The 22,085-nt window shown below is 36.7% G+C and carries 28 protein-coding genes; 24 read left to right on the top strand and 4 right to left on the bottom strand.

What is annotated here, in order from left to right; translation table 11 throughout:
- Window positions 1–263: 263 nt before the first annotated feature.
- Window positions 264–461: a hypothetical protein gene (locus tag MNO09_RS17685; RefSeq protein ID WP_088107233.1), complete on the bottom strand. Its 198-nt coding sequence runs from the start codon at window positions 459–461 to the stop codon at window positions 264–266.
- An 81-nt stretch (window positions 462–542) separates the two neighbouring features.
- A complete protein-coding gene (locus MNO09_RS17680; protein ID WP_088107234.1) occupies window positions 543–2,141 on the bottom strand; it encodes an NTTRR-F1 domain in 1,599 nt (532 codons plus the stop codon).
- A gap of 140 nt (window positions 2,142–2,281) precedes the next feature.
- Here MNO09_RS17680 and MNO09_RS17675 point away from each other — a divergent pair, with 140 nt between their 5' ends.
- The 3 genes from MNO09_RS17675 to MNO09_RS17665 all read left to right on the top strand — a co-directional run bounded on the left by MNO09_RS17675 (window position 2,282) and on the right by MNO09_RS17665 (window position 4,584).
- Entirely contained in the window at window positions 2,282–2,455 is a 174-nt protein-coding gene (locus MNO09_RS17675) for a hypothetical protein (protein WP_170956733.1), read from the top strand.
- A gap of 41 nt (window positions 2,456–2,496) precedes the next feature.
- Entirely contained in the window at window positions 2,497–2,874 is a 378-nt protein-coding gene (locus MNO09_RS17670; protein ID WP_088107235.1) for an ArpU family phage packaging/lysis transcriptional regulator, read from the top strand.
- Window positions 2,875–3,891: 1,017 nt separating this feature from the next.
- A complete protein-coding gene (locus MNO09_RS17665) occupies window positions 3,892–4,584 on the top strand; it encodes a hypothetical protein (protein WP_088107236.1) in 693 nt (230 codons plus the stop codon).
- Window positions 4,585–4,668: 84 nt separating this feature from the next.
- Here the strand turns inward: MNO09_RS17665 and MNO09_RS17660 are convergent, their stop codons facing one another.
- Window positions 4,669–4,800, bottom strand: coding sequence for a hypothetical protein (locus tag MNO09_RS17660; RefSeq protein WP_262366821.1), 132 nt, complete (start codon window positions 4,798–4,800; stop codon window positions 4,669–4,671).
- A gap of 513 nt (window positions 4,801–5,313) precedes the next feature.
- Here MNO09_RS17660 and MNO09_RS17655 point away from each other — a divergent pair.
- Together MNO09_RS17655 and MNO09_RS17650 are read left to right on the top strand one after the other, a co-directional pair.
- A complete protein-coding gene (locus MNO09_RS17655) occupies window positions 5,314–6,009 on the top strand; it encodes a hypothetical protein (protein WP_088107237.1) in 696 nt (231 codons plus the stop codon).
- Between the two features lie 613 nt (window positions 6,010–6,622).
- Window positions 6,623–6,934: a hypothetical protein gene (locus MNO09_RS17650; RefSeq protein WP_241950032.1), complete on the top strand. Its 312-nt coding sequence runs from the start codon at window positions 6,623–6,625 to the stop codon at window positions 6,932–6,934.
- A gap of 58 nt (window positions 6,935–6,992) precedes the next feature.
- Here MNO09_RS17650 and MNO09_RS17645 read toward each other — a convergent pair whose 3' ends face one another.
- Entirely contained in the window at window positions 6,993–7,199 is a 207-nt protein-coding gene (locus MNO09_RS17645; protein ID WP_088107239.1) for a hypothetical protein, read from the bottom strand.
- 397 nt (window positions 7,200–7,596) lie between these two features.
- On the opposite strand from MNO09_RS17645, the gene terS reads away from it, so the two are divergent.
- The 19 genes from terS to MNO09_RS17550 all read left to right on the top strand — a co-directional run bounded on the left by terS (window position 7,597) and on the right by MNO09_RS17550 (window position 22,082).
- Window positions 7,597–8,409: a phage terminase small subunit gene (gene terS, locus MNO09_RS17640; RefSeq protein ID WP_140399248.1), complete on the top strand. Its 813-nt coding sequence runs from the start codon at window positions 7,597–7,599 to the stop codon at window positions 8,407–8,409.
- Entirely contained in the window at window positions 8,396–9,667 is a 1,272-nt protein-coding gene (locus tag MNO09_RS17635) for a PBSX family phage terminase large subunit (protein ID WP_088107241.1), read from the top strand. The genes terS and MNO09_RS17635 overlap by 14 nt, the downstream gene beginning before the upstream one ends.
- A gap of 14 nt (window positions 9,668–9,681) precedes the next feature.
- Entirely contained in the window at window positions 9,682–11,052 is a 1,371-nt protein-coding gene (locus MNO09_RS17630; protein WP_241950031.1) for a phage portal protein, read from the top strand.
- Between the two features lie 10 nt (window positions 11,053–11,062).
- Window positions 11,063–11,989, top strand: a complete 927-nt coding sequence (locus tag MNO09_RS17625; protein WP_088107242.1) for a phage minor head protein — start codon at window positions 11,063–11,065, stop codon at window positions 11,987–11,989.
- A gap of 143 nt (window positions 11,990–12,132) precedes the next feature.
- Complete coding sequence (locus MNO09_RS17620; protein WP_088107243.1) at window positions 12,133–12,789, top strand: DUF4355 domain-containing protein; 657 nt, start codon at window positions 12,133–12,135, stop codon at window positions 12,787–12,789.
- 13 nt (window positions 12,790–12,802) lie between these two features.
- Window positions 12,803–13,657 (top strand): phage major capsid protein, encoded by an 855-nt coding sequence (locus tag MNO09_RS17615; protein WP_088107244.1) that lies wholly within the window; start codon window positions 12,803–12,805, stop codon window positions 13,655–13,657.
- A gap of 59 nt (window positions 13,658–13,716) precedes the next feature.
- On the top strand, window positions 13,717–13,947 hold the full coding sequence (locus MNO09_RS17610) for a Rho termination factor N-terminal domain-containing protein (RefSeq protein ID WP_218923479.1): 231 nt from the start codon (window positions 13,717–13,719) through the stop codon (window positions 13,945–13,947).
- 18 nt (window positions 13,948–13,965) lie between these two features.
- The gene (locus tag MNO09_RS17605) at window positions 13,966–14,220 is read left to right on the top strand and encodes a head-tail connector protein (protein ID WP_088107246.1); all 255 of its coding nucleotides are present in this window, start codon (window positions 13,966–13,968) and stop codon (window positions 14,218–14,220) included.
- Window positions 14,220–14,843 carry a hypothetical protein gene (locus MNO09_RS17600; RefSeq protein ID WP_088107247.1) on the top strand — a complete coding sequence of 208 codons (624 nt, stop codon included), beginning with the start codon at window positions 14,220–14,222 and terminating at the stop codon, window positions 14,841–14,843. Before MNO09_RS17605 ends, MNO09_RS17600 begins: the two co-directional genes overlap by 1 nt.
- A gap of 2 nt (window positions 14,844–14,845) precedes the next feature.
- Window positions 14,846–15,199, top strand: a complete 354-nt coding sequence (locus MNO09_RS17595) for a hypothetical protein (protein ID WP_088107248.1) — start codon at window positions 14,846–14,848, stop codon at window positions 15,197–15,199.
- Complete coding sequence (locus MNO09_RS17590) at window positions 15,196–15,696, top strand: phage neck terminator protein (RefSeq protein ID WP_088107249.1); 501 nt, start codon at window positions 15,196–15,198, stop codon at window positions 15,694–15,696. Before MNO09_RS17595 ends, MNO09_RS17590 begins: the two co-directional genes overlap by 4 nt.
- Window positions 15,689–16,696 carry a DUF3383 family protein gene (locus MNO09_RS17585; protein WP_241950030.1) on the top strand — a complete coding sequence of 336 codons (1,008 nt, stop codon included), beginning with the start codon at window positions 15,689–15,691 and terminating at the stop codon, window positions 16,694–16,696. The genes MNO09_RS17590 and MNO09_RS17585 overlap by 8 nt, the downstream gene beginning before the upstream one ends.
- Window positions 16,697–16,720: 24 nt before the next feature.
- The gene (locus MNO09_RS17580) at window positions 16,721–17,119 is read left to right on the top strand and encodes a phage structural protein (RefSeq protein ID WP_088107250.1); all 399 of its coding nucleotides are present in this window, start codon (window positions 16,721–16,723) and stop codon (window positions 17,117–17,119) included.
- Window positions 17,120–17,148: 29 nt separating this feature from the next.
- The gene (locus tag MNO09_RS17575) at window positions 17,149–17,403 is read left to right on the top strand and encodes a hypothetical protein (protein ID WP_088107251.1); all 255 of its coding nucleotides are present in this window, start codon (window positions 17,149–17,151) and stop codon (window positions 17,401–17,403) included.
- A 227-nt stretch (window positions 17,404–17,630) separates the two neighbouring features.
- Window positions 17,631–20,042, top strand: a complete 2,412-nt coding sequence (locus MNO09_RS17570; protein ID WP_241950029.1) for a phage tail tape measure protein — start codon at window positions 17,631–17,633, stop codon at window positions 20,040–20,042.
- A gap of 12 nt (window positions 20,043–20,054) precedes the next feature.
- Window positions 20,055–20,474, top strand: coding sequence for a phage baseplate protein (locus tag MNO09_RS17565; protein ID WP_088107253.1), 420 nt, complete (start codon window positions 20,055–20,057; stop codon window positions 20,472–20,474).
- 8 nt (window positions 20,475–20,482) lie between these two features.
- Window positions 20,483–20,791, top strand: a complete 309-nt coding sequence (locus MNO09_RS17560) for a phage baseplate plug family protein (RefSeq protein ID WP_088107254.1) — start codon at window positions 20,483–20,485, stop codon at window positions 20,789–20,791.
- On the top strand, window positions 20,788–21,615 hold the full coding sequence (locus MNO09_RS17555; protein ID WP_088107255.1) for a phage protein: 828 nt from the start codon (window positions 20,788–20,790) through the stop codon (window positions 21,613–21,615). The genes MNO09_RS17560 and MNO09_RS17555 overlap by 4 nt, the downstream gene beginning before the upstream one ends.
- Window positions 21,612–22,082, top strand: coding sequence for a Gp138 family membrane-puncturing spike protein (locus MNO09_RS17550; protein WP_088107256.1), 471 nt, complete (start codon window positions 21,612–21,614; stop codon window positions 22,080–22,082). The genes MNO09_RS17555 and MNO09_RS17550 overlap by 4 nt, the downstream gene beginning before the upstream one ends.
- Window positions 22,083–22,085 lie beyond the last annotated feature (3 nt).

Raw genomic sequence — 22,085 nt, 5'->3', positions numbered from 1 at the left:
GAGAATCAACTAAAATCAAGAACTGGTTTTTCTGTGGCTTTTTAAATTCTTTTATTAAGCTGAAAACTGCACTTAATCCGAAACAAATGTATAACAAAATCATTATCGTTCCTGACATAATTAACAATCCTAATATATCGATACTTTAATTATATAACGAAAAATATATACATGTAAGTTTTTAATAAAATCCTTATTTGAATAGGAAAATACAGCTGAAATGATAAGTATATCTACTGAACATTTCAGCTGGTATTCAATGTTTAGAAACCAATTTTTTTAAACATCTTAATATATGTAATTACAAGTACAGCTTGTACAATTACGAATAGTGAACCCATGAACATTTTGTGGTTATGATCTAATGCACCGAATATTGCCATAGATATTCCAATTAAGATAAAAAGTACAGTGTTAGAAGTCGCTTGGCAGACAATTATAGAAACTGTCTGCCAAGTCATTTAACGTTTATGATTTTTTTAAAGATCGATCTATATCTGTAATTTTTAATATAGTTAGATTTGGTATATAAATGCAAAAGCTTAAATGCAACTTGGTGTAATTGCAATACCTATAGGGTTATCACCAACAGATATAGATCCTCCAATGGCAAAATCGTTAATGATATCGATAGCAGATATTGCATCGATAGACGGATATGAAATATAGGCACGAGCTCCATTTGGTGTAATGGCAATATCTTCAGGAGTGGTAACAACAGAGAAGGGGAAGCCCATAACCGTGTTGGTAACCGTGTTAATGACGAGTACCGTACTGTCATTTCTAATTGTAACATAGGCACGAGTTCCATCTGGTGTAATGGCAATAGCCGCAGGAGAGCTTCCAGCAGATATAGGTGTTCCAATGACTGTGTTGGTGATTGTGCTAATGACAGATACTGTAGAATCTCCTTGATTTACAACATAAGCACGAGTTCCGTCTGGTGTAATGGCAATAGACACAGGAATACTACCAACAGATATAGGTATTCCAATGACTGTGTTGGTGATCGTGCTAATGACGGATACAGTAGAGTCTCCTCGATTTATAACATAGGCACGAGTTCCATCTGGTGTAATGGCAATATCTTCAGGAGTGCTACCAACAGATATAGGTGTTCCAATGACTGTGTTGGTGATTGTGCTAATGACAGATACTGTAGAATTTCCTTGATTTACAACATAGGCACGAGTTCCGTCTGATGTAATGGCGATAGCCACAGGGAAGCTACCAACAGATATAGGTGTTCCAATGACTGTGTTGGTGATCGTGTTAATAACGGATACAGTAGAGTCTCCTCGATTTACAACATAGGCACGAGTTCCGTCTGGTGTAATTGCTATATCTATAGGCGAATCTCCGACAATAATAGGTGCCTTGACAGCTGTGTTAGATAATGTACTAACGATAAATACAGTATTCTCATTGAGATTCGCGCCATAGACAAGGGGAATTGAAGTAAATGAAACAATATTACAGATAGCAATGGCGCTTGTTCCTTCTGTAGAAATAAAAAGTATGCTTCCTTCGTCTACGTTGGAAATCTGACCTTGTATAGGAGTACAACATCCTGAAAGAACGAGAGAGACATAGTGACCAGTGCAATGTTGGAGTTTAGCTTTCGTATCCTGGAAACAGGTTGTTTCAGGTATTGATGTCCCAGTAGATCCGACGGATAGAAGGGATATATCATCAATAAATACATCAGCACTTCCTAATTCGGGGAACTTAGCAATAACTATTGATGCTGTATTAGCTGTAGCCGGCACTGGAGAAGCAGTCTCATAAACTTCTAACCAATCTTTTTCGTTGTTATCGGGGATACGATTAGAAAGTATAAAAGTAACTAAGCCATCACCCAAAAAAGTATTACCATTATAATATTGAACATTGATAGCTATCAAAGGGCTAGGAAATGGTCCGACTTTAGAAATGGATACAAAAAGTTCGAACGTTTCATTTGGGGATACTGGAACCGCTTGAGCAATGATAGCGTTAGTTAAACCTCCAGATAATTTAGCGCTGTAAACACCAGAATGACTAGTAGAGCTATTAATAGAAACAAAAGAGGGGTTGTTTACAATAAATGGAGAAAGAGTGCCCGTCTCGAATCCTCCATTTACAATGCGATTTTTAATCAAAAAATCACCACCTTTTTTAAGTTAAGTTCTTCTTTGAGATGTCTCTATATTTTATTGAACAAAAGGAAAGAGTGCTTGTACAAAATAATAAAATCCACTCTATTAAATAAAACACTATTTTAGTAGAAAGAAGGGTGAATATGGAAATTAATATAAAGCTTCTAGGTGATGACGGGATGTTAGGTATAGAGTTTAAGGAAAGAACGATCCGTGTATATAACACAGAAGGAAATGTGATGGAATTACTTTCAACGAGAGCACAGACTCAAGAAGTAATCGCTTTTCTTGAAGAATGTAAAAAGGAAATGAAGTAAAAGTTCAACAGAGTAGATCGAACGGAGGGGAACCGTATCGTATGAATCAATTGTCCTTTTTTGAAGACATTGATGAAAAGGAGATGCGAAGACTTGTGGTGAAGGAGTTGAAAAACTACAAAGCATTGTGCGTCCGGATGAAGAATCAAGAAGAGCAGGCTCAAGCCGGGTGTGTTGTTCTTTTTCCTAAAATGAAAGGTGACGATAAGAATCATGAGATACGTTTTAAACAAATTGAACGGACGTTAAAACATGCACTTGATGAAGATGAACGCAGGATAATTGAGATGAAGTACTTGGGGAATCGGAAGGTTAAAGATTCGTTTGTATACAACGAATTAATGATAAAGCGTGATCCGTTTTATCAGAAGAAAAAAAGTGCAATTCAGTTGATAGCTACGGCATTGGGGATTATATAAATTTGGTTTTGACATGATGAAAATGGAATTCTAGCATTTGGTACTATTCATATTGTTGGGATATGAAGTGGTTACTTTACATGTTTTACGGTCTCCTTGCTCTGCCTTTAGGTGGGGCTTTTTTTATTTAAGTTCAGAAAAATATTAATGTATAGAGCATAATTAATATAGAAATCTTTTTTGTTAATAAGGATGATTAAAATTATGGTTTTTCATGTTATGATGAATTGCGTAGGGAGGATAAAAATCCCAATAAAAAAACCAATCGTACTGTAATACGATTGGCTTTGAAAGGAGGTGAATGATTATATTCGCTCCAATCTCAATATCGGATGTTTGCCAAATAGTTCTTCTATTAATTCTTTTAGTGGATAGAAGGAATGGCAAACAATAATCTTTGAAGCTTATTTGTGCTGTAACACAAATAAGCTTTTTCCATATCTATTATATCCGATGTTATTGACTATAGTACATAAAAACAATTAGGATTTTTACAAATTGATGGTTTAATGAGGGGATTTCCTTGCAAAGTTTATTGGGAGTTTAGATCTTTTTGCTGGTACGGGGAGATTTAAGAAATTATTATTACCGACAAAAAAGGGGACGTTTTCGGGGATTTTTCAAAACATAATTAATATTACGCTATACCTATACAGTTCTTTGAAAGAAGAATAGTGTGGGGATAGCGTAGCCCCTTTATCAAAACGTTACTCGGTCGGAATGGACGGAGAATGAAAAGACCAATTTAATTTATATATTCAGCCACGGTGCATTTGTATCGTGGCTTTTGTGTTTCTTATTGAGCCTGGTAAATTTGCTGGGGTGATTGGTGACATGAAATGTTTTTTCGTAAAATCCCCCAAAAACGTCATTTTCAATTTGCTCGATGTATGTGACGGGTGATAAAGTTATCTTGTAGGAGCCCGGGAACCTATAAAGAAAAATGAAAAAAATACATAAGTTGAATTGAATTATCATATTAAAATGATTGTTTAATGTAGAGTGGGGGAATAAAGTTTGAATTTTAGATGGACTTTCAATTTTTTGCTATTGTTATTGGTTGTTACAGGAGTCATAACAGGATTGTATAGTTGGATGTATAATCAAAACCTTTCATTAGAAATTCTTAAAACTATTGCGCAATTTGCAACAGTAATAACAGCCGTGGGGGCTATTATATCAGCTTATTTCGGGGCAAGGAAATATTTTGATGATAAAAATAGGGAATTCATAGAAAGGAGATTAAATGAAGTATATGCTCCGTTATATGGATTACTGGCAAAGCAAAAAGTGTTAAGAGATATTATAGTACCAGATAAGACTGTGGAAGAAATACCAATCATAAGTATTTCGCATACAAAAACTACAACAAAATACAATGAAGAGTTAAAGGAATTTGAAAAAAATGTAGAAGAATTAACAAGTATAGCTGATAAAAAAGAATTTTTATCTATTATCCAAGGGTCAAATATGGGATTAGCTAGCCCTAATCTAGTCGTATTAATTAATAAGTATGAAACAGCCTTGTGGTTCATGAACCTACCTGAATCACATCCTGAAAGAAAAAAAGTTGAAGATTTAATTTTGGAAATTGAAAAATCATTGTGCAAAGAAATAATAATTAGTTATAAATCTTGTGTTAAAAAGTTAGGTTTGGATAAATCAACTGAAATTGATCATTTGGATGTAAAGACGGGATTTTTTAATTAAATAATTTTTGAGAAAAAGCATCTATGTGGGGTGCTTTTTCTTTTGCACAAAACAAACGAACATAATGAATAGAAAAAGCAAGAATCAAATGATTCCTGCTAGGTGAAGGGCCGTAATTAAATTAGCGACGGCAGAGATGAATCCTGGAATATCAAATTCTCGTTCTGAAATCCGTGTTCCGTTTTCTAATTCTGTTTTTTTGAATTTCATTTTCATAACCTCCCTTCCAAAGAGATAGGCGCAGTAGGTGTAGCGATTTTGGTCTACGTCTATATACAAACTCAAATGGAGTTCTCCACAAAAACTGAACAAAAATAGATGGACTTTTTAAAGTGAAATTCATTTAGTGAATAGCGTAAGTAGTGAATTCATGGAAATATTAAAATTTGAACGTGAGGTGGCAGGTGAAATGTAGATGGCGAGACAACGTAGTCCAGACCGTGATAAAGCATTTGGCTTAGTTACACAAAATAGAAGATATGGGTAAGTGAGGCTAAAATTAGATAATGATAGAGTTGTTAAAAGTAGGAATATATATTGGTAAAATCTATAGAGAAAGGAGAGGAAGATATGAGTTATATATAAATAATTATATATTTCTAAAAGAATTTTATTAAAGCTACTATTTTACTTGAAATACCTGAGAAATAAGAGGGATTTAATGGTAGACGAAGAGGTTGTCATAATGTAATATTTAATATAATTATATTATGATAAGGTGGAGAAGGAATGGAAAAAACAGAGCTTATGGAGTATCTCAAAAAAGAAGCAGGGCTTATGGATAACCTCATAAAAGAGTTTTTACCATGGCTTTTAATATATTATAAGGTTGATGATTTGTTTATTGAAGATAAGGTTGCTGCAGTAAAGATTGTTAGGGAAAAATTAAAAAAAGACAAATTATTTGATCAGGAAAACACAATGTTAATTGCTTCTGAATTTCATGATAGTAAGAAAAAATTTTTAAGACTGTTAGATCGTTTCGATGAAGGAGACTTCTCAGAGAATAAAGAAATGCTATTATTTAAAGCTGTATCGATACTTGAAAGTGCTGTAAATGATAAATTGCATGAAGAGTTACAATTACAGTTTGGAATGACCCATGCTAGAATAAATAAAATTTTAACTAGGTTGAAAGTTGAAGAAAAATTGGATTGGTTTCTACAAATTTTATGTGGAGAAACATTTTTGCAGCAAAAAGGATGGGCCAAAATTAGACCAATAATTACCTTGCGAAATTCATTTATTCATCCAAAACCAACTGATGCCGATAAATATAAAAAACAGAGTGATTTAATTAGTAAGGAAAGCTTACTTGAATTTATGGAAGCATGTACAGAATGCTATAGCTTTTTAAATGATACAAGAAGTAGCGAAGTCGAAGAATTTAATGAAAAGATAAATAGACTAACTGCATTAGTTTAACGAAAATAAAAAATGGGCACTTAAAAAGGGCTTATTTTTTTATTTTGCAATAGTTGAAATTAATGTAATTCTTTTGTGTAAAGCTACGGCATGAAACTGAATATATATTAAGAGAGAACCGGAACAAGAGTTATAGAATTTATAGAAAAACCATAGAAAGATTTAAATTACTGGTAGAATTGTGCCGGTTGTTTTGGAATCATCGTGATATATTTGTATTGTGAGAAATGGCGGAAAAGAGAAAAAAGAATCTATTCAGTAGGTGCTTTTTCTTTTGTACAAAACAAACGAACATAACGAAAGAAAAAAGCAAGAATCAAATGATTCCTGCTTCATGGAGAACTTGGATTAATTTAGCGATAGCTAAAATAAGCTCAGGTGATAAATTATTGCTCGGTTGTTGTTGAGTTTCTGTTTCCATTTTATCCTCTCCTCCTTCTAGTTTGCCTTACGAGGGTATATACAAACTAGAAGAAGGTTCTCCACGAAAATTGAACAAAAACAGAGGTTTTTTTAAATAAGATTTTTTTCATAAAAAAGTATGAAACTTTTCAAAAGTAGCTATTTTTATTTTGTATAATAAATCTAGGGTGATTTGAAAGGGGATGTTGATGTGAAGAAAATAAAACGCGGTACTGAACCTTATTTTAAAACGTTAGGTGAACGAGATAAGAAAAGCTATATAGTTGTTGGACATAAAGGTGGATTTGAACACCCTCTTGGTGAAGGATTCAAAACGTTAAAGCAAGCAAGGATGTTTAACGATAAATACGCTCATGATAATCCAGAATGGTTAAATGAAAATGGAGATATAAGCGAACTTAATGTGAAAGATAAAAGAGAAAATGCTAAGAATCGTTGGCACGGAAATGCAACAGAAACAGCTTATAGTAAATATACCGATTTTAAAGATTGGAACAAATAAAAGTAGCGAATCCGCTGCTTTTTTATTTTACATAGAAAAAGGAACCGTAATAGGCTCCTTAATTCGATTCAGAAGTTGTGTAATTTTTCTTGATGATATCTTTTATGTTGATAATTAAGGATATAAGGAATCCAGCAGCTAGGATACCGTTTACCCAGTAATATGTATTCCCTGATGTAAATTTATTATAAAAGGAATTGACATTATAATATACTAGGAGCACTGAAAAGACAGTAGAGAGTACTAACATACCAAAACTTTTCATGATTTTCACCTCAATTCTAAAAGTTTTGACTTTTAATACAATTATACATGTGAATTAATGGATTTTCAAAGGGATTAAAAATATAATAAGTAATTACCGCGAGGTGGTAGATATTAATAACCAACAATTCCAAAATCAAATAGCAGTGGCTAAAAGAGACTTAGAAATGACCGATGAGCAATTATCCCGTCATTTGAAGGTCTCTTTTTCGTATTACATGAAAATCGTGAAAGGTAAGGTGATTTTACCAGTGATTAAACGTAGAGCATTTCTTACTTGTATTGATGGTTTATATAAGAGGTGTGGAATGAAATAGCGATCCATACCTACTATTGAAGAGGTGGTGTGGTGGTGTGACGTGACTAAACAAAAACACGAGTTAGCTGAACTGGATTACATGAAGAAAATGAAATATAAAGACATAGCTGAAAAATATGGTGTTAGTCTTAATACAGTAAAGTCGTGGAAAAAGAGACATGGTTGGAATCGAGAAGGGGTGCACACAAAAGATAAAAAAGGGTGCACACAAAAAGAGGAACCAAAGAAAAAAGGTGCACCCTACAAAAATGCAAATGCAGCAGGTAATCGTGGTAATACAAATCCGAAATTGGGCAATAAGAACGCAGTTGGCCATGGTGCTCCTACTGGTAATGATAACGCAGTTACTCATGGTTTTTTTCGCAAGCACTTTCCAGAGGAAGTTATGGAGCTTATGGAAGAGATTGCAGCAAAAGATCCATTGGATATGTTGTGGGAAAATATATCAATCCAGTATGTTGCAATTATTAGGGCGCAACGATTAATGTTCGTTGAATCGAAAGAAGAAATGATTAAAGAACTTAAAAAGTCCAAATCTGAAGTATTTCAAGATGACAAAAAGGCTATTACAGCAATACCGATTGAAGAAGAATATGAATTTCAATTCGCCTGGGACCGTCATGCTACCTTTATGAATGCACAGTCCAGGGCAATGAGTACCTTATCTTCCTTAATCAAACAGTTTGATGATTTAGCAAATAAGGATGACAAACGCCGTATGGAACTTGAACAAATGAGATTGGATATTGAAAAGAAGAAAGCAGAAATAACGGTTTTAACTGGTGATGAAGACGACGATAATGCAGAAGCAATACAAGATTTCTTAAAAGCAACTGCTCCAGATCCAGAAAACATTAAAGCGGTGTTTGGTGATGTAAATGGCGAGGATTAAGAAACGAAAGACCAAATCCTTTAAGTTTCAACCTTTTTCAGACAAACAATTACAGTTGTTATGGTGGTGGAGAGAGCATTCTCCATATAAGGACCATGATATTGTAATTGCGGATGGAGCAATACGATCCGGTAAAACAATATCCATGATATGTAGTTTTCTACAATGGTCACAAGAAAAGTTTAAAGGTGAGTCATTTATTATTGCTGGTAAATCAATTGGCTCATTAAAGCGTAACGTAATTAATCCAATGATTCAGATTCTTACAGCGTGGGGATGGCGATATGATTACAATCGTTCAGAAAATTATCTGCAAATCGGTTGGAATACGTACTACTTATTTGGAGCCAATAAGGAGAACTCACAGGACACGCTGCAAGGTTTAACTGCTGCTGGGTCATTAGCGGATGAAGCTGCTCTATTTCCTAAATCATTTATAGATCAAATGATTGGGCGTTGTTCTGTCGATGGAGCAAAGGTGTTTATGAACTGTAACCCTGGTTCACCATATCACTTTGTGAAAACAGAACTTATCGATAAGAAAAAAGAAAAGTTAGTTTGCCATTTGAAATTTACAATGGATGACAACTTATCTCTTTCTGAGAAAGTGAAAGACCGCTTCAAACGCATGTTTAGCGGTGTCTTTTATCAGCGATATATATTGGGGCTATGGGTAATGGCAGAAGGCTTAATATACAGCATGTTTAATGAAGATGAGCATGTTGTACCATCGCACCCAAGAAAATATGAGCAGTATTATATCTCCTGCGACTATGGTACGCAAAACCCTATGGCATTCGGTTTATGGGGGCTATCTAATGGGATTTGGTACAAGGTAAAGGAATATCATCATGATGCACGTAAAAAGAATGTACAGAAAACAGATGATCAATATTATGACGATCTAGTTGAGTTTGCAAACGGTCTAACCAAACGTATTATCGTAGACCCTTCCGCAAGCTCATTTATTATTTTACTGAAGCAAAAAGGTTGGAAAGTGAAGAAAGCTAAGAATGATGTTTTAGATGGAATACGAAATGTAGCAACCTCATTAACGACCGATTTAATTAAATTCTGCGACTGTTGTATAGAAACGCTGCGTGAATTCTCTTCTTATGTATGGGATGAGAAAGCAATGGAACGCGGTGAAGATAAACCGATTAAGCAGAATGACCATCAGATGGATAGTGATCGTTATTTTGTGAATACAATTCTATTCGGTAATGTAAAAGCGAAAGCAGTGCCATCCCTATATTAAAGCGAGGTGAAACAATGAAAAGATCAACTATTAGGATGCCAGTTAAAAATCCAAACAGTGATGTGATTAGAGAAATAATTAAATTGCATTCCGCTTCGAAAAATATCACTTTAAGTCTGTACAATCGTTATGACCAAGAGGGGTTGGAGATACAAAAACGTTCTATGCTGGACCCGAAGAAACCGAATAATAAATTACCGCATGACTATCGAGGTTACATTATTAATCAATCAGTTGGTTATTTGTTTGGTAAGCCAATTTCATATCAAATCGATAAGATGAAGTATGACGAGAAAAAGCATAAAACCTTTACTGGACACCTTATTAATTGTAATACTCTTAATGTTATTGACGATTTAGACAGTGAGTTAGGAAAATTAATTAGTATTTGTGGTTATGCTGCAAGGCTTTTATATGTTGATAAAAACGGCACTGAGAGGATTATGAATCTGAATCCTTGGGAAGTCGTGTTTATTCAAGATAAGAATGACGTTAGCCATGCCATTCGTTACTATAAGGTTCCTGTAACGGAGGGAACAGATCAAAAGGAGCGTACGAAAGTAGAGTGGTATGACTCTACAAACATCTACTTTTTTATTGAGAATGAGGATGGTAAGTTTATTGCCGATCAGGAAGATGATGAAGAAGTGAAATCTCACATGTTTGATTATGTTCCGATCATTCTTTTCCAAAATAACAATGAAGAAAAAGGCGATTTTGAAAAGGTGGAAGCTTTAATTGATGCGTATGACAAAAACCGGAGTGACTCAGTAAATGAAGTAGAGACATTTGCTAATGCGTATATGAAATTTAAAGGTACAACTGTTGATAATGAAGTAATCAATAATGCAAAACAAACGGGAGCATTTGAAGTTCCAGAAGATGGTGATGTGGATTTTATCACTAAAAATGTCAACGATACTTTTGTAGAAAATACACGTAAGAACTTGAATGAGGATATACACAAGTTCTCAGCATCCGTTGACATGGCAGATGAGAAATTTTCTGGTTCTGCACAAACAGGAGAAAGTCGTAAGTGGAAACTTATTGACCTTGAGAATAAAGCCGGAACAAAAGCGCGTAAGTTTGGAAAAGGACTTCGTGAACAGTTTAAAGTTCTTTGTAGTGCGTGGACAAAGAAAGAGATTCATATCAACTACTTAGATGTTTTCTGGGAGTTTAAGAGGAACCTTCCGATTGATCTCTTATATGTTGGCGACTTCGCATCAAAATTGAAAGGCATTCATAGTGACAGAACAGTTTTGGAGCAAATACCTTATATCGATGATGTGGACTACGAGCTGCAGCTAATGGGAGAGGAAAAAGAGGGGGCAATTGATTTAGATAGTTTACCACCAGATGATGAAAATGAAGAAATTGAGTAGGTGATTGCACATGAATCTGTTTGACATCTTCAAACTGATTAATCGCCGTATTGGTCAATTAATTAAAAAAGCAGAACGAGCGATTGCTCGTCAATATGCGAAAACATTAGTTGAAATTAGAAAACTGATGGCAGAGCAATATGAAAAGTATGAGCAGAACGGAGAGTTAACACTTGAAGAAATGCTCAAATATGATCGGCTGAAGAAGCTGAACAAACGGATTAACTGGATTATGGGAGTTAATCACAACGAAGTCAGTAAACAAATGGCTAAAGTGTTAGGAGAAGTATATAAAGATGGATACTACCTAACAGCATGGGGCGTGGAAACAACTACACGTACCAAACTAGGATATGCATCCGTGAGACCAGAGTCACTTACTGCAATGCTACAGAATCCAGTAGCAGGATTAACATTGAAAGCTCGTCTAGAGAGGAACCGGGCAGATATCATTCATAAGATTCAGCAGGAAGTCACACAAGGCTTACAGGAGAATGAGACGTATTCTATTATGGCAAAACGCTTAAAGGATTCATTAGAAGGCGATGTTGTCAAAGCTACTCGGATTGTTCGTACAGAGGGACATCGTGTTTCTCAATCAGCTTTAAATGATAGTGCCATTCATGCGAATAAGAATGGGGTCATAATGCTTAAGACGTGGAACACATTAGAGGATGAACGTGTGCGACCTACTAAAGGTAAAAGAGGTATTGCGAATCATCGTATGTTGAATAATAAAACGATTCCTGTTGAAGAAATGTTTGTGGGGAATCTTGGGACAGGACCTACGCCTGGTCAATTAGGAGGAGTCCCCTCTGAGAATATAAACTGTCGTTGTTTTTTGACTTACTCAATCGAAAAAGTTGAAAGGCCGAATCACAAAGAGTTAGAGAACATGGCATTCAAAGAGTGGAAGAAAGAAAGGTTAGCATCTTAATAATGAATGAGTAGCACGTACTTAAATGAGTAGGTGTTTTTTTATTGACCATTTGTCCTAAGTATGACGATAAACTGCTAAAAACATTGAACTTCAATAGGGACTGAATAGGTAACTATGAAGGGCAAGGAGGATACTACGAAATGAAAGTTTCATTATATAAAAGAATGTACCAACCAGTTTTAAGATTAGGGAACATGCAATATTTTAGTGATCCTACTCCAAATCCGGAGCCAACTCCTACACCAGTACCAGAACCACTGCAAATCACACTTGAAGCAGTTCAGTCGTTTGTAAATGATGATGATAGTGGGAAGAAGTGGTTACAATCGCTCACTGATACACGAGTAACGGATGCTATTAAAACATACGAAAACAAAACGCTTCCGAAAAAGATTGAAGATGAAATCGCAAAACGATTCCCTGCTGAAACGGAAGATCAAAAGCAATTACGTAACCTTAAACAACAATTTGAGCGACTGGAAGTAGAAAAGCATAAAGAGACTCTTAAAAACAAAGCGTTATCTATCGCTACCGAAAAGGAGTTACCTACTAAGTTAGTTGACTACTTTATTGGGAGTGATGAAGAGACGACAATTCAAGGTCTTGGCGTGTTAGAGGAAGTATTCTCGTTAACAGTACAACAAGCTGTTGAAGAAAAGTTTAAGCAGGGTGGACGTGATCCAAACCCACCAGCTGATCCAGGGAAAATCTTAACAAAAGAAGCTATTGAAAAGATGACTCCTGATGAAATTAATGCAAATTGGGAGCAAGTTGAAAAATTCTTAAAAGGACAATAGGAGGCGTTAAACTATGGCAATTAATAATTTTATTCCAACAATTTGGAGCGCTCGTTTACTTCAAAACTTACAAAAGACATTAGTATTTGGACAACCAGGAATTGTTAACCGAGATTATGAAGGTGAGATTAAAGCTGCTGGCGATACAGTTAAAATCAATAACATCGGTAAAGTGACAGTTGGTAATTATACGAAGAACGGAAATATGAGTGATCCGGAAACATTAACAGATGCTACTCGTAATCTTGTTATCGATCAATCTAAATTTTTCAACTTCCAAATTGATGATGTTGATAAAATCCAACAAAACCCTAAGTTAATGGATGAAGCCATGAGAGAAGCTGCATACGCTTTACGAAATCAGGCAGATCAGTTTATTGCATCTCATTATGTAGAAGCTGCTCATGTAATTGGTAATGATACTACACCAGTTGTGCCAACAAAAAGCGATGCATATGAATACCTTGTAGATTTATCAGTGAAGTTAGATGAAGCAGATGTACCAGAACAAGGGCGATGGGTTGTTTTGCCGCCTTGGTATGAAGGTATGATGCTAAAGGATGACCGTTTTGTAAAAGCGGGGAACTTACCTTCTGATCAGCGTTTGTTAAATGGTGTAATCGGACAAGCTGCTGGTTTCCTTGTACTAAAATCTAATAACACACCAAAAGCAGGAACGGGTGCAACTGAGAACTCGAAAATTATTGCTGGTCATAATATCGCTTGGTCTTATGCAGAGCAAGCAACTCAAGTAGAGGGATACCGTCCTGAGAAACGATTTGCTGATGCGGTGAAAGGTCTCCATCTATACGGTGCGAAGGTAACGCGTCCTGAAGCATTAGCAGTATTAAGTGCAAAAAGAGCATAAAAAATCACCATAAGAGGGCTTGCATAGCTCTCTTATTCTCTTTTGTAGGAGTTGATATGATGTGGATTCAAAATAATAAGACTGGTCATGTTTGGTGTGTATCAGAAGAACACGGAAGACGGTTGCTAAGATATGAAGACTTCATATCTATTGATGAGCCACAAAAACCGCAAAGTAACTTAAATGATTTAACTGTATCTGAATTAAAAGAATTAGCGAAAGAGAAAGGACTCAAAGGGTATAGTAGCTTAAACCGTGAGGAGTTAATTGAGCTATTAAACGGTGAGTAATGAAAAGGGGGCGAGCTTGTGGCATTAACAGATGAACAATACAGAGCTGGAGCGATTGCTCATATAAATGGTTTTTGTTCGCCACAATTTACAGACGGATCTTTACCTCCTGATGTTGAAATTGCTGTAGATATGATTATTAAATCGATGAAAGAAAGCCAAAATGTTGCGAGCCAATCACTGGGTGATATGAGTAAGAGCTTTTTTGAAGGTGCAACATACCGTTCTGCCTTGAATTTTTTGAAACCATATCGGAAAGTGCGGTTTCGGTAATGGGTGTAACAATTAGAAGTACAAATAATAGCAAGCGTTATAAAAGAGCATTAGAAAAGTTAGGGAAGAAAGAAATAAAGGTTGGTATTTTCGGTGAGGACAATTATGAATACGGAAATAATGCAGATTTAGTAACGATTGCTGGTGTGCATGAGTTTGGTACAACTATTGTCCCTAAGAAAGCTCAATTCCTAACTATACCATTGGTTCCGGAAGCGAAAAACAAACGTGCTTCTGATTTTCCTGATCTCAAAGCAATTGGCTTGGAGGATGGAAGTGGAGTATTAGCAAGAGTTAATGGTGATAAAATCGAACCTGTTTTTGCTTTGCTGAAATCTGTCACTATACCAGAGCGCTCCTTTATCAGAACAGGATTTGATAATAACGTTGATAAAATTGGTGACAAAATTGATATGTTATTTACGGAAGTTATAGAGCTGAATATTGATCCGGATGTATTTACAGATATGATTGGTATGGAATTCGCTGGTATGATACAACGCCATGCGAGAACTGTATCAAGCCCGCCAAACGCTGCATCAACAAGAAATGTAAAAGGTTCATCTAATCCTCTACATGATACTGGTCGTATGATTGGTGCCATTAGACACGAGGTGGAATAGCAATGAGCAGTAAAGCATTTCAATTTGCTGATTTCGTAGAAGAATTTCAAGTATCGTTTGTTGTTCATGTTGAAGAAACAAACGGACATTATGACGATGCTGGAAAATGGATTCCAGGTGCAAAGGCACAACCACAGCACATGATAGGCATCATTCTTCCTCTGACAACGGATGAATTGCAAAAGGAAGCAAATGGTACCTATACGAGAAAAGACCGTAAGATTTACACGTTAGCACCGTTAAAAATAGGGCAGAAGATTGAATATAAGAAGCAAATGTATACCATCGATACAAACAAAGATTATGAAGATTATGCAGATGTATATATGTACTATGCAAAGGGGGTAGACGGGTGAATGTAAAAGAATTAAGAGCCGTTTTAATCCCTGCTATAAATAAGCATTGTGCTGCTCCTATCATTATGGCCGATCAAATGGGTGAAAGGCCGAAAGTACCACATGCAACTTATAAATTTACAACTGTACATGGAAAAGCAGTAGGACAAGCAGAAGAAACAGGTGTTGTTATCAATGGTGAATATAAGTTACAGAGATTAAGTGATTACAAGACTACTATCTCATTTACTTCTTATGCGATGGATGATGACGATTCTGTTGTATTGGCGCAAGAGATATATGATTGGTTCTCTTTTGCTGGAGCAGATGTACTGCAAAGTATTGGGGTAGCAGTAGCAAATCAAACCGATGTAATTAACCGTGATGCATTTGTTATTGAGGATTATGAGCGCAGAAACGGTTTTGATGTCATTTTAAGAGTACCTCATCAGCAGCTAAAAGATATTGAGTCAATTGATACTGCTGAGATAACAGAAGGAGGAATATCTCATGGGTAATCGTTACGTTAAAGTAACTATCACGAGACAAACAAAAGCGGTGAGCCAAAAAGGATTTGGTTTACCGCTTATTTTGTCTACAGACAAGAAACTGGATTACAAAGAGTATACGGAAATTGATGGGATTGGTACGGATTACGGTACAAATTCAGCAACGTATAAAATGGCTTCTGCTATTTTAGGACAAACACCAAGACCAGAAAAAATTGCGGTGCATGGTGTCGCCTATGTTGCAGCTACAGGGAATCCAACAGAATTAAGTGCTGCTTTAAATGAATTAGTTAAGAAGTCCAATGACTTTTTTTATCTGCATTGCACACTTCAAACAGATCCAGTTATTACAGAATTATCGAAATGGATTAATACACAAGAGAAGTTTTACTTTGCATCAACAGTAAATAAAACGTTAGCGAAAACATTAAACTCACAAAACACTGTTATTGTGGTGCATCCTGCTCCTGATACGTATCCAGCAGCAGCTTGGGTTGGTGTATGTGCACCAATGCAAGTCGGCTCTTATACATGGACATTTAAAAACCTTAATGGTATTGCTCCTGCTGATTATGATGATGCAGTTATTGGAGAAATCGAAACAAATAATGCATCCACTTATATTACTGAGGGTGGAGTAAACATTACCTCAAAAGGCGTTACAACAACAGGAGAATACATTGATATTCTGCAAGGGCAATATTACTTGAAAGCTCGTATGACAGAAAATGTATTCGCGTTATTAGCTCGATTACCAAAAGTACCATTTACAGATGCTGGTATTGCGCTTATTGTGGCAGAGCTAGAGAAAACGTTAAAAGATGGTGTGAAACAAGGGATTATTGCTACAGATGTAGCTGATAACCCGTTATATAGCATTGTTGCACCGAATCGTGCTGAAGTAAGCGCAAATGACCGCGGGAAACGTACTCTTCCTGGTTTGAAGTGGACTGCAACGATAGCTGGTGCAATTGAGAATGTAGATATTGTTGGTGAATTACAACTTTAATCACTTTAAGGAGGTTCATACAGTATGGAAGTAAACTCTTATGATCCAAAGAAAGTAAGTGTCATCATAGATGGACAATTTATGGTGGGCTTTATGGATGGTACTTTTGTAAACTGTGAAAAAAATGAGGATGATGTGATTCCTCATGTTGGTGCACACGGGGATGTAACCTTTGCAGAAAGTGCTGATAATACGGCAACGATTACGCTCACATTAAAACATACTTCTTCTTCATTACCTTTCTTGCGTAAATTAGCGAAGGAAAAGCGTAAATTCCCTGTTCAAGTTATCGATGCGAATGATAGCAAATTCAAAGCTGGTGGTAATGAAGCACGTATTCTCAAAACACCAACTACAGAATTTGGGGCAGAGGTAAGCGGTGTGGAAGTACCGATTTATGTAGCGGATTATTCAGCGGAATAAAAATAGATAAATAGAGAGGGGTCAATAATATGGCGGCAAAACAAAAAACACACACTAGTAAAGTTGAGAAGAAAGAGTTCGTATTTCAAAAAGTAGCACCGTCTACTTGGTTAGATATTATGGATGAGGTAGACGAAAATAAAGCAACTAGACGTAGATCTCTTTATTCAGCGGTATTAGAGAATATTGTTGTACAACCTAAAATGAAACTGGATGACTTTGAAGATTCAGCTGAATTGGATGATGTGGTGTTAGCAGCTATCCGATTTCAACAAGGAAAATAAGGAATTACGAGAGCTTGCTGGCATTGAAAGTGTTGACAAGCGTTTTATTAAAAGAGCAGCTAGGTTTTGGTGGGCGCATACAATTGCTGCCCACTATAACATTAGTCCCCAGGAAGTAAAAACATGGGATGCAGAAGATGTTATGGAATCTTTAGCAGCGATTGGCATAACGGAAAAGAATATGAAAAAGAAAATGCCAAAAACCCCAAAGTAAAGGGGCGTGAATAATGGGATCGCTACGCGAGTTATCAGTCAGCATTGACTTTGATAATGTGAATACAGCTGTTTTAGACCTAATAGAGCGAAATGTTGATGATATAGAAGATGCTCTTGAGGAAATGGGAAATGAAATTGATGAGGTAATGGCTGAATTTGCTGAGATTGCAGCAGTTGGTAGTGCGGCATTTGATGAAATATCTTCAGAAGCACATAGCGCAGCAAGTGCAATCGATGAAATAGGGGACGAAGCACAAGGAGCCGCTGCAGGATTAGCAGCGATGGCAGCGGTTGGGGATGGGATGCTTGATGGAGTTGAGAGTCAAGCTGATCAGACAGCCCGTGCATTGGATGAAGTAGGCGATCAAGCAGGTGAAGCTTCAGCAGCGTTGGTCGCAGTGGGTGCAACGGGTAGTGCTTCCATGCGAGAACTAGAAAGGGCAGCTCAAAGTGCAGCAAGAGAAGTAGATAATGTTGGTGATGAAGCCCAAACATCAGCTTTAAAAATAGGACTTATCGCAACCGCTATTGTAGCATTAACCGCAGTGGGTTCGGCTGCTATTGCTCCACTTGTAGCAGGGATAATGGGATTAGCAGCATCATTTGGGGCAGTAGGAATTGGAGCTGCTGCATTTGGTGCTGTTGCAGTTTCCGTACTAGGGCAAGTTTTCACGGCAGCCGATGAAGTGGCCCAGCTTGAAGAGAAAATAGCGAATGCAGATACTGCTAAAGAGAAATTAGCCGCACAGAAAGAGCTTGCAGCATTATATAAAGAAATGGGAAAAGAACAAAGGCAAGCAGTAAAGGATTTACAAGCGTTTAAAGATTTTTGGGGTGATTTTACTAAACAATTTGAAAAACCTATATTTCAAATGTTTAGCCAAGGATTGAAATTAGTTCAAGGTATATTAACGGAAATGGCACCTACAATTTCAAACGTTTCAGATGTTTTGCTTTCTTTAATGGCAGATGCAAATAAAGCAATAGAATCGGGTGGATTGAAGCCGTTTTTTGAATGGTTATCAGTTAATGCAGCGGATGCACTAGATACATTTGCTCGTGCGTTCGGAAATGTATTTGCAGGTATCTTCTCATTACTGCAAGCTTTTACTCCATTAGGTGCGAGTATGGAAGAAGGATTACTCCGCTTGACTGAAAAATTTAAGAATTGGGCAGCGAGCGTTGGAGAATCACAAGGATTCAAAGATTTCATTGAGTATGTAAAAACAAATGGTCCTATTCTAATGGAGACAATAGGGAACTTGGTTGATTTCATTGTAGATGTAGGGGTTGCTCTTGCTCCGCTTGGTGAGAAGTTATTAGGATTACTTAATGACTTCACAAACTTCCTTGCTACGTCAGAAGGGGTCAAAGAGTTTTTCCAAACATTATCCGATATAGGAATAAGCATTATAGATAATTGGGGTCCAATTTCTGATATCTTGATTAGTTTAGCAGCGGGGGTTGGTGCTTTTAAACTAGCGATGATAGGGATGGAAGTAATCGGTGTTATTAACACGTTAATGATAGCGTGGCGAGCTGGTACATTGATGCAAACCATTGCACAGTGGGGATTAAATGCCGCGATGTGGGCAAACCCTATTACCTGGATCGTTGCAGCTATTGCTGCCCTGATTGCTATAGGTGTACTGCTTTATCTCAATTGGGACACAGTAAAGGCAAAAGCGCTTGAATTGTGGGCTAATTTAAAAACAGCGTGGGAAAATTTAAAGGCTGATACAGAAGCAAAATGGAATGAAATAAGTAATAAAGTGAAAACAGCTATAGATGATGCAAAAGCGAAAGTTATTAGCAAAGCTCAAGAAATCTGGCAAGGAATTGTTGAAAAATGGGAATCAGCAAAACAAAAAACGCAGGAAACATGGGATTCTATAAGTACAGCGATTGGTGATGCGATGAACAGCGCAGGGGCTGCCATCAAGGATTTTTTCAGTCCACTGTTAAATTTCATCGATAGGGCTAAAGGTGCCTGGGATGGCTTTGTTGGCAAAATAACAAGTTTTAAAATGCCATCATTTAGTTTTCCGTCTTTACCATCTTGGTTAGGCGGCGGTGGAGCTGATGGAAGTCACGCTACAGGTCTTGCACAAGTACCATTTGACGGATATAAAGCGATACTGCATAAGGATGAAGCAGTATTAACCGCTAGACAGTCGAACGCTTTACGTGATGCAGGAATACTAGGGACAACTGGCTCAAGAGCTACATTGAATCTTGAAAAAGATGGACCGTCAGGAGGAAACAGTGGCGGTGGTAGCGGAAGTTCGTCAGGTACTACATTTGCACCGCAAGTTGTTATCCATGTGAATAGCAATGGGGATGCTTCTATTGCACAACAGGTAAAAGAAGAAACAAAAAAAGCTTTGAGAGAGCTTTGGAATGAATTGAATCTAGCAACATAGGTAGGTGATATTGTGCCAAAAGCAAAGCTAGGTGACATCATTTTAGATACCGTTTATGACGAGAATCCAAAGTATGGTGTAAAAGTAACAGAGCATCCAATTGAAGATGGCGAATCAATTGCGGATCATGTAGAAAGAGAAACCGATAAGATGGACATAAGCGGTATTCTTACTGGTCCAGAAGCTTCAGCAAAATTAAGTAAACTAGTTCGCTACCAAAAGCAAGGTAAGGTAATGGATTATGTATACCGCAATGGTGTGTTTGGTGTTGTTATCGGAAGTTTCAACACCTCACATGGCGTTGAAGTGAAAGGCGGTTTGAAATTCAGTATGACTTTAGTGAGCGTACGAATTGCTAAACCGTCTGTTTTAGCTGAAGCAATACAAACAAAAGCTGTATCTTCAGCAGGACGTAAACAACCTACAGGGTAGGTGATATCGTGCATATTGAAATTATAAAAGAAGAAATTCCATACCGATTTGAAATGGAGTTAGCAAAAGAATTATTTACATTTGAAGTGCATTATAATAAACGATTTGATTTCTTTACAATCGGAATTGAAAAAGATGGCCATGTTATTTTAGCAGGAGAAAAGGTGGTTTTAAATTTACCTTTATTTTATGCGTTAAATGATAAGCGGCTTCCTAAAGTGACAATTACTCCTAAAGATAATAGCGGCAAGGAAACACGAGTTTCATTTGAAAACTTAGGTAAGACAGTGCTATTAGAGATTGGGGGATTATCATGAGTATGTTATGGGGGCGTAAATATGAAGCTATTATTGGGAATGCAGTCTTTAAAAGTGAAGACTTTACTATAAATTTTGATGTGCCATTTGATGATGGGGCTGATCCGAATATATCTGAAATTGAAATATATAACTTGAAAGACACAACTATTAATAACATACAGGATAGGATGCCAGTCATTTTAAATGCTGGGTATCAATCAGATGTAGGGGCCGTTCTAGTTGGATATGTAAGAAATCCGCGTACTGAATGGAGTGGCGTGGATAAGATCACAAAAGTGAATATTATTGATGTAAATGATAAATGGATGGAACAATGGGTGGATAAAGCCTATGCAGAAAACATAACAGGAAAGCAAGTATTAAGTGACCTAATCAGCATGAGTGGTTTGCAGATTGGGTCTTTTGTTTTGCCGACGAACGTTGTATATAAGAGCGCTAAAACCGTGAAAACGATGCTCGGACAAGCGATTGTTGAGGTAGCTAAAGATTGCGGTGCTAAAGTACATGTGAACCGTGGAAGTATCTTTATTCGAGATAAATTTGATGGAGATAGAATAGGTTTTATCCTGGATAAAGAACACGGATTAATTGGTACACCTTCACCGATTGAAACAAGTTATGAAGTCGGTATTGATGAGAACAAAAAGAAAATTGTAATGAATGGATACAAGGTAGTATCACTGCTCCACCATCGCATTACAACGGATAGTATTTTACAAATTAAATCTAAAACAGCAAACGGTATATTTCGAGTGGAGAAAGGCCGTCATAAAGCGAATGGAAACACGTACTATACCGAAATGGAAGTGTATCCAGTATGAAAGAAGCGAATGATTTTTTCAGAAGGTTTAAAGAGAAAATGGTTGGCGGTTTAAATACATGTGCAATCGGATTGATAGAAAACTATGATCCAGTAAAGCTAAAAGCTGATGTAAGAATATTACCTGGTGAAACACTTATTAAATCAGTGCCAGTTGTTATTCAACAAAGCGGAGATTTCTATATTAGAGTGCCATATAAACGCAATGATCCTGTAGCAGTGGTATTTGCGCAAAGGGAAATAGATAACATCATGTACGAAGCAAATAACCCTGCAAGTCAGCGTATGCTCGCAGTAGATGATGCGCTAGTTATCGGTGGGATTAACTTTTTTACAAATGATTTACCTGCTACAGATGCAGACAAGCTCCTAATCGGTGAAAAGTCTGGTGGTGCTACGATTGCTATTGGTGGAGGTAAAATCATAATGAAAGGCATTGTAGAAGTGAATGGATCACAAATAGGGTGAGGG

Source organism: Bacillus sp. N5-665 (assembly GCF_022637375.2).
In the GTDB taxonomy this organism is placed as follows: Bacteria; Bacillota; Bacilli; order Bacillales; family Bacillaceae_G; genus Bacillus_A; species Bacillus_A wiedmannii.
Note: the sequence above shows the minus strand (reverse complement) of the source record. Positions and strands in the feature narration are given on the sequence as shown.